Below are 8,052 nucleotides of genomic sequence, written 5' to 3'. Positions count from 1 at the left end.
GGGGGCGCCCGCGCCCCCCCCCCCCGGGGCGGGGACGGGTAGGGGCGGCGGGGGCGAGGAACTGGCTGTGGGGAGGCGGGACGGGGACGGGCCCGGACGTCGGTTCGTCCGGGCCCATCGTTTTCGTGCTCGGCGGCTGCTGCTTAGGGTCAGCCGGTGGAGCCTCTGCCGAGGAGGTCGTCCACCGGCCCTTCTACCCCAACAGGCCACCCACGAGGCCCGGTTCCCCGGACGTGGACCCTCCGTTGCCGGAGCCACCGGTGGAGCCGCCACCGGACGTGGGACCTCCGGAGGACGGCCCGGTGCTGGTGCTGGGGGCGTCGTCGGCCGGCACGGACTGCTGGGGCGGCGCCTGCCCGCCCGTACCCTGCGTCTGACTCGGCGTACCCGCACCGGTCGCACCCGCGTCACTGGTGGCACCCGGCGTCGTCGCGGCACCCGACGGAGTGGCCGCTCCCGACGTGGCGCCCTGGGTGGGCGAGTTGGAGGCCGACGGGGTCCGCCCGTGCCGGTGGTCGGAGTCCTGGGGCAGCGGCGAGCCCGGCAGTTCGTTGCGGGGGGCCTCGCCGGGGCCGGGAACGACCACCCGGTCGGAGTCGCGGACCGCTCCGCCCAGCAGAGAGCCGATCAGAAGCGTCAGGCCGGTGACGATCGCCGTGATCAGGGCGCCTCGGCGCAGCACGTAGCTGCGCAGCTCCCAGATGTCGGAGCGCGGGCCGAGTCGGCGCCAGGCCATGCCTGCCAGGCGGCCGTCGATCGAGTAGACGGGGGCGCCCGCGATGATCAACGGGGACCACGCGGCGAGGTAGATGATGTCGGGGGCGTCGTAGACGGGGACGCTCTTCCAGCTGACGGTGAGCAGGAGCGCGGCGGACAGCAGGGCGCCCACCACCGCGGCGACCCGCTGCCAGCACCCCAGGACCGTCAGGACGCCCACGATGACCTGGAAGAAGGCGATGACCAGGCCGGAGCCGACGGGGTGTTCGAGGGCGAATTGGCGGAGGGGCTCGGCCACTTCCCAGGGGTGCAGGGTGTTGAGCCACTTGACCATGGAGCCGCGCTTGCCGCCGTCGAAGTAGACGGGGTCGCAGAGCTTGCCCATGCCGGCGTAGATGGAGATGAAGCCGAGGAAGACGCGGAGCGGGAGGAGGACGACCCCGAGGTTCATCCGGCGGCCCGGGTAGTAGGCGTGCCGTGCCGGGTCGTCGGCGCCCAGGCGCTTGGCGGGCGCGTCGGCCGCGTCCCCGTCGTCGCCCTGTCCGAACTCCTCGAAGCCCTCGTCCTGGTACGCGAGTTCCTCGTCGTAGGCGCTCTCGACCGTGCGCATGTGGGGCAGCAGCCGGGTCTCTACCGACTCGTGCGTGCGCTGCGCGCCGACGATCGGCGTCTCGACGGTCTGCGACAACTCGTCGTCGTAGACCGCGTCGAAGCCGTCGTCATAGCCGCCGACGCCCACGCGCGGGATGACCTGGGTGGCCCCGGCGGGGACCGGTTCGTCGCCGTGGCGGACGCTGCCGTCCCGCACGGCCTGGAGCAGGCGGTGTGCGCCGGTGTCGTCGGGCGCGGACGTGCCGTTCCAGACGGAGACCCGGCGGCGGGCGCCGGGGGCCGCGCCCGCTCTGCCGGCCGTGTTGACGGCGGGAATCCGGGTGGTGTCCTCGGTGGCGCTCTGGTGCCGTGCGATGCGCGGGGTTTTGGTGCGCCCGGTCGACGCGCCCAGCAACACGCGGAAACTCGCGTGATTGACGATGATCTGCGCCGGATCGCTCGGCACCTTCACCATGCTCAGCGCGGGAGCGTCGTCGTAACCCGACGAGCGGTCCCCCGTGGGTGTGCGGGGTGTTCTGGTGTCCACACTCAACTAACCGAGTGACGTGACGTTAGGACACTGCTTTGACCGGTCCGATCTGTCCGGACCCCGTCAAGGATGCGCAGGTCGCACCACTGTCACCAGAATTAACCCGCACGGGTGACGCAACGGATGTCTGTTCAGACGCGTCGGCGAGCCGCCTCGTAGAGGACGATGCCCGCCGCCACACCGGCGTTGAGGGACTCGGCGCCGCCCGGCATCGGGATGCGTACCCGGTGGTCGCACGTCTCGCCGACCAGGCGGGACAGGCCCTTGCCCTCGCTGCCGACCACGATGACCACCGGGCCCGCCAGGGCCTCCAGTTCGCCGAGCTCGGCCTCGCCGTCGGCGGCGAGGCCGACGACCACGATGCCCGCCTTCTTGTACGCCTCCAGGGCGCGGGTGAGGTTCGTGGCGCGGGCGACCGGGGTGCGGGCCGCCGTGCCCGCCGACGTCTTCCAGGCGCCGGCCGTCATGCCCGCCGCACGGCGCTCGGGTACGACGACTCCGTGGCCGCCGAAGGCCGAGACCGAGCGGACCACGGCACCGAGGTTGCGCGGGTCCGTCACGCCGTCGAGGGCGACGATGAGCGGGTCCTCGCCCGCGTCGGCTGCGGCCTCGGCGAGGTCCTCGGGGTGGGCGTACTCGTAGGGCGGGACCTGGAGGACGAGGCCCTGGTGGTTCAGGCCGTTCGTCATGCGGTCCAGCTCGGGGCGCGGGGCCTCCATGAGGTTGATGCCGCCGCGCTCGGCGGCGAGCTGGAGGGCCTCGCGGACGCGCTCGTCGTTGTCGATGAACTGCTGGACGTAGAGGGTGGACGCGGGGACGCCCTCGCGCAGCGCCTCGACGACCGGGTTGCGTCCTACGACCATCTCGGACGTGCCCTTGCCGCCACGGCCGCGCGGTGCGGGGCGGCGCGCGGCCTGCTTCGCCTTGGCGGTCGCGATGCGGTTCTTCTTGTGCTTCTTGCGCATCTCGGCGGGCGGGGTCGGGCCCTTGCCCTCCAGGCCCTTGCGTCGCTGGCCGCCACTGCCGACCTGCGCGCCCTTCTTGCCGGACATGCGGCGGTTGTTCGCGGCCATGACCTACCTGTCTGTCGTGAGCTGTCGTACGTACGTCTATGAAGTGTGCCGCCCGGGAGGCCGGGCGGCACAATCGATCTTCCGGGCGCCGGGCCCGGTCAGCGCGGGCCGAGGCTCCAGCGCGGTCCGTCGGGGCCGTCCTCGATGGCCAGCCCGGACTGCTTGAGCTGGTCGCGGATGGCGTCCGCGGTCGTCCAGTCCTTGCGGGCGCGGGCGGCCTCGCGCTGGTCGAGGACCAGGCGTACGAGGCTGTCGACCACGCCGTGCAGATCCTCGCCCCGGTCGGACTCGCCCGCCCAGTGCGGGTCCAGCGGGTCCAGGCCGAGGACGCCGAGCATGGCGCGGACCTCGGCGAGGCGGGCCACGGCGGCTTCCTTGTCGTCGGCGGCCAGAGCGCTGTTGCCCTGCCGGACGGTGGTGTGCACGACGGCGAGCGCCTGCGGGACGCCCAGGTCGTCGTCCATCGCCTCGGCGAAGGCGAGCGGGACCTCGGCGGACGGCTCGACGACGCCCGCCTTCTCCACCACGCGCTGCACGAAGCCCTCGATCCGCGCGAACGCCGACTCGGCCTCGCGCAGGGCCTCCTCGCTGTACTCGATCATCGAGCGGTAGTGCGGGGTGCCCAGGTAGTAGCGCAGGACGATCGGGCGCCATGCCTTGACCATCTCGCTGACCAGGACGCTGTTGCCGAGCGACTTGGACATCTTGTCGCCGGCCATGGTGACCCAGGCGTTGTGCACCCAGTACCGGGCGAAGTCGTCGCCGTAGGCCTTGGCCTGGGCGATCTCGTTCTCATGGTGCGGGAAGATCAGGTCGAGGCCGCCGCCGTGGATGTCGAAGGCGGTGCCGAGGTATTTGTGCGCCATGGCCGAGCACTCCAGGTGCCAGCCGGGACGCCCCGGGCCCCACGGCGTCGACCAGGTCGGTTCCCCGGGCTTGGCGGACTTCCACATGGCGAAGTCGCGCGGGTCGCGCTTGCCGGTCTCGCCCTCGCCCGACGGCTGCAGGAGGTTGTCCAGCTCCTGCCGCGACAGCTCCAGGTATCCGGGGAAGGAGCGCACGTCGAAGTAGACGTTGCCGTCCGCCTCGTAGGCGTGCCCGCGCTCGATGAGGCCTTGCATCATCTCGACCATCTCGGTCACATGGCCGGTGGCACGGGGCTCGTACGTCGGCGGCAGGCAGCCGAGGGCGGTGTAGCCGTCGTTGAACGCCCGCTCGTTCTCATACCCGATGGACCACCACGGGCGGCCCTGCTCGGCGGCCTTGGTGATGATCTTGTCGTCGATGTCCGTGACGTTCCGGATGAACGTCACGTCGTAGCCGCGGTACGCGAACCAGCGGCGCATGATGTCGAAGTTGAGGCCGGAGCGGATGTGGCCGATGTGCGGGGCTGCCTGCACGGTGGCACCACAGAGGTAGATCGAGACACAACCCTGCTTGAGCGGGGTGAAGTCACGGATCTGCCGGGCGTTGGTGTCGTACAGGCGAATAGTCACGACACCAGGGTAGTGGGCGGACGGGAGTGCCTGGTGCCTAAGTGCGGTTTGTTCGTTGTCGTGTGCGGATGGGCTTCAGCCGGCCCGCACCACCAGCGCCGTCGCCACCGCCATCAGGCCCTCGCCGCGGCCGGGGAAGCCCAGGCCGTCCGTCGTCGCGCCCGATACCGACACCGGGGCTCCCGCGGCCTCCGACAGGATCTTCTGGGCCTCGTCCCGGCGCTTGCCGATCTTCGGGCGGGGGCCGACCACCTGGACCGCGATGTTGCCGATGCGGAAGCCCGCCTCGCGCACGATCCGGGCCGCCTCCGTCAGGAGTACGACGCCGGAGGCGCCGGACCATTCCGGGCGGCCGGTGCCGAAGTGCTCGCCCAGGTCGCCGAGGCCGGCTGCCGAGAACAGGGCGTTGCAGGCGGCATGGGCGACGACGTCGGCGTCGGAGTGGCCGGCCAGGCCGGGGCCCTCGCCCTCCCACTTCAGGCCCGCGCACCACAGCTCGCGGCCGTCCTCGAAGGCGTGGATGTCGGTGCCGATGCCGACCTGGGGCAGCGGCATCGCGGTGTCAGAAGCCATCGTTCAGCCTCCGGCGGGCCAGGACCGCCTCCGCCAGGACCAGGTCCAGCGGGCGGGTCACCTTGAAGGCCTCCTCGTGGCCGGGGACGACCACGACCGTCAGGCCGAGCTGCTCGACCATGCCGGCGTCGTCGGTGACGTCACCGGTCACCGTCTCGTGCGCACGGATCAGCGTGGCCCGGTCGAAGCCCTGCGGGGTCTGTACGGCGCGCAGGCGGGCGCGCTGCGGGGTGGCCACCACGGGCTCCGGCTCGCCGGGCGTCCGCGCGGGCTCTACCTCCTTGACCGTGTCCGCCAGCGGCAGCGCGGGGACGACGGCCGGCGCTCCGTCGCGTACGGCTTCGATCACCGCGTCGACCGTGTCCACCGGGACCAGCGGGCGGGCGGCGTCGTGCACCAGGACGATGTCGTGGTCCGGCGGCAGCGCGTCCAGGCCGAGCTTCACGGACTCCTGGCGGGACTCGCCGCCGGGGACGACCAGGAAGTCGGTGCGCTCGGGCAGCGCGTGCGCGTCGAGGAGCGACTTCACCTCGGCGGCGCCGTCGGGCGGGGCCACCACGACCACCAGGGAGACGGCGCGGGAGGCGGCCATCGCGCGCGCGGCGTGGATGAGCATGGGCGTGCCGTTCAGCGCGCGGAGCGCCTTGGGGGCGCCCGGACCGAGGCGCACGCCGCGGCCCGCAGCCGGGATCACGACGGCCGTACGGGCCCCGGCGGGGGTTCCGGCAGGGCTTTCGGCACGAACTTCCGAGGGCGAAGGGCGCGAATCGTCAGACATCGGTTCCTGTCAGGTTTGTGTGCTCGGCCTACGTGGGTATGGCCTCAGCGTGCCGGGTGGGACGTCTTGACCGAACCCTTCCGTGACAACGGTCGAGCCAGCTGCCCGGACCCGGCACACCAAAAGTATCGGGGACACCCGAGGTAGGACGCACAGCGCCTGTGAGCGAACATGCCGCAGCGCCCGGCGACAGGAATTACGTCATCGGGCACCGCGGCACTTCTTTTAAAACAACACAGGGACTGACTGTGCTGAACTGAGGCGGACGGACCGCGTCAGGATGCGAGAACCTCGTCGAGCAGGGCCTCGGCCTTGTCCTCGTTGGTGTTCTCCGCGAGGGCGAGTTCGCTCACCAGGATCTGGCGGGCCTTGGCGAGCATGCGCTTCTCACCGGCGGAGAGTCCGCGCTCGCGCTCACGACGCCACAGGTCACGCACGACTTCCGCGACCTTGATGACATCGCCGGAGGCGAGCTTCTCCAGATTTGCCTTGTAACGACGCGACCAGTTCGTGGGCTCCTCGGCGTACGGCGCGCGCAGCACCTCGAAGACCCGGTCCAGCCCGTCCTGACCGACCACATCACGCACGCCGACGAACTCCGCATTGTCCGCTGGCACACGTACCGTCAGGTCACCCTGGGCGACCTTCAGCACCAAGTAGGTCTTGTCCACGCCTTTGATCTGGCGAGTTTCGATGGCCTCGATCAGCGCGGCCCCGTGATGGGGATAGACCACGGTGTCGCCAACCTTGAACGTCATGTGACAGGTACCCCTTCCGTGGCTATCCAGGGTAACACGGAAACTGACGGTTCTGAATGGCGTTTTCGCAGGTCAGGGCATATCTCGGGGCTTGACAACTCTGACAGGAACGTGCTTCGCGGGCCGAGCGGAAGTAGGTATTCGCAGGTGGGAGCGGCTCTGCGGGCGAGGTGAAACGCGCCCGTTACACACATCCGGAGGCACCTCCGAGTGGTCGAACATCCACAAATGTCCGGTTCCAAGTGTGCGACTTCCGCTACTCCGTTCGGCGTCCGGAGTCGGGTCCCGGACGAATCCGGAATTGATCACGACCCTGGTGGCGAGCACGCCCGTTGATCAATTTCGGAAGGTCGTGCATTCCTTCACGGAAATTTTGCGCCGCGCCTTGCGAGGGTCTTATGTGAATGACGGACGAGCGTGCGGGCAATGTGACTCGCGGGTCACTTGTGGGTGACGGGAAGGATCACGGAAGGGGTACGAAGAGGCGGTTCGGCGGTACCGGGGAGACGCTTCCGCGGTACTTCGGCCGCTCAGGGGAGGGTCGGGTGCGGTCGCGCGGGAACGGCTCGGTAACCTAAGGCCGCTGACAGACACTTAGGGCGGCTTTATTCGCCCCCCGTTCGAGTCAAGGAGTTGCCGCCGCCGTGAGCAGCAGCCTTCGACGCGGCGCCCTCGCCGCGGCCGCCATCGCGTTCTCGATCACCTCGCTCGCCGCGTGCGGCGCGGGCAACAACAGCCAGACGCTGCAGATCGTGCCGGACAACGCGGCCACCACGGTCGGCGACATCAAGGTCCAGAACGCGATCGTCATCACCCAGCCCGACCTGGAGTCGACCGGCCCGGCCGCGGTCTCCGCGACGCTGTTCAACTCCGGCAGGTCCGCCCAGACGCTGGACTCGATCAAGGTGGACGACTCCGGTGAGCAGGCCCAGCTCAAGCCCGCCAAGGGCGGCAGCCTGACCATCCCGGCCGGCGGCTCGCTGATCATCGGCGGCGAGGGCAACGCCTCCGCCGTCCTCGCCAAGGGCCGCGACGGCATCCAGGACGGCAACGCCCAGGCGATCACCTTCACCTTCAGCAAGACCGGTGACGTGGGCCTGCGCGCCTTCGTCGTGCCGTCCGAGCACTACTTCGAGAGCTGGGGCCCGAGCTCGGTCCCGGCCGTGCCGGGCACGAAGCCCACGCCGTCCGGTTCGGCGTCCGGGTCCCCCGCCGCCACCCCGGGCGACGAGTCCTCCGCGAGCGCGACGGCGACCGAGGGCACCGAGGCCGGTAACGGCACCGAGGCCGGCGCGGGCGGCGCGGCTACCCCGTCCGGCGACGCCTCGCACACGACGGCCGGTCACTGAGCGGTCGTGGCCGATGGGCCTTACGGCCCCTGCACAGCCGTAGAAAAGGGGGGGGGGCCCCCGGGCCGGGGGGGCCCGCCGCGGCGGGGGGGGGGGGGGGGGGTTGGCGGGCGCGGGTGTCCGCGGGGCCCCGCCCCCCCCCCGGGGCGCGGGGCGCGCCCGGCGGG

The 8,052-nt window shown here is 71.1% G+C and carries 7 protein-coding genes; 1 reads left to right on the top strand and 6 read right to left on the bottom strand.

Annotated features, from left to right (window positions below; all coding sequences use genetic code 11):
* Positions 1–193: 193 nt before the first annotated feature.
* The 6 genes from ACFWYS_RS46320 to ACFWYS_RS46295 all read right to left on the bottom strand — a co-directional run bounded on the left by ACFWYS_RS46320 (position 194) and on the right by ACFWYS_RS46295 (position 6,536).
* Positions 194–1,855, bottom strand: a complete 1,662-nt coding sequence (locus tag ACFWYS_RS46320; protein ID WP_384783103.1) for a DoxX family membrane protein — start codon at positions 1,853–1,855, stop codon at positions 194–196.
* Positions 1,856–1,989: 134 nt separating this feature from the next.
* Complete coding sequence (gene rlmB, locus ACFWYS_RS46315) at positions 1,990–2,931, bottom strand: 23S rRNA (guanosine(2251)-2'-O)-methyltransferase RlmB (protein ID WP_384783100.1); 942 nt, start codon at positions 2,929–2,931, stop codon at positions 1,990–1,992.
* A 98-nt stretch (positions 2,932–3,029) separates the two neighbouring features.
* Positions 3,030–4,427: a cysteine--tRNA ligase gene (cysS, locus tag ACFWYS_RS46310; protein WP_384783097.1), complete on the bottom strand. Its 1,398-nt coding sequence runs from the start codon at positions 4,425–4,427 to the stop codon at positions 3,030–3,032.
* Positions 4,428–4,502: 75 nt separating this feature from the next.
* Positions 4,503–5,000 (bottom strand): 2-C-methyl-D-erythritol 2,4-cyclodiphosphate synthase, encoded by a 498-nt coding sequence (gene ispF, locus ACFWYS_RS46305; RefSeq protein ID WP_384783094.1) that lies wholly within the window; start codon positions 4,998–5,000, stop codon positions 4,503–4,505.
* A complete protein-coding gene (gene ispD / locus ACFWYS_RS46300; RefSeq protein WP_384783091.1) occupies positions 4,990–5,778 on the bottom strand; it encodes a 2-C-methyl-D-erythritol 4-phosphate cytidylyltransferase in 789 nt (262 codons plus the stop codon). Before ispD ends, ispF begins: the two co-directional genes overlap by 11 nt.
* Before the next feature lie 275 nt (positions 5,779–6,053).
* Positions 6,054–6,536, bottom strand: a complete 483-nt coding sequence (locus ACFWYS_RS46295; protein WP_003953493.1) for a CarD family transcriptional regulator — start codon at positions 6,534–6,536, stop codon at positions 6,054–6,056.
* A gap of 644 nt (positions 6,537–7,180) precedes the next feature.
* On the opposite strand from ACFWYS_RS46295, the gene ACFWYS_RS46290 reads away from it, so the two are divergent.
* Positions 7,181–7,885 carry a DUF461 domain-containing protein gene (locus ACFWYS_RS46290; protein ID WP_384783088.1) on the top strand — a complete coding sequence of 235 codons (705 nt, stop codon included), beginning with the start codon at positions 7,181–7,183 and terminating at the stop codon, positions 7,883–7,885.
* Positions 7,886–8,052 lie beyond the last annotated feature (167 nt).

The organism is Streptomyces sp. NPDC059010 (genome assembly GCF_042740355.1).
In the GTDB taxonomy this organism is placed as follows: domain Bacteria; phylum Actinomycetota; class Actinomycetes; order Streptomycetales; family Streptomycetaceae; genus Streptomyces.
Note: the sequence above shows the minus strand (reverse complement) of the source record. Positions and strands in the feature narration are given on the sequence as shown.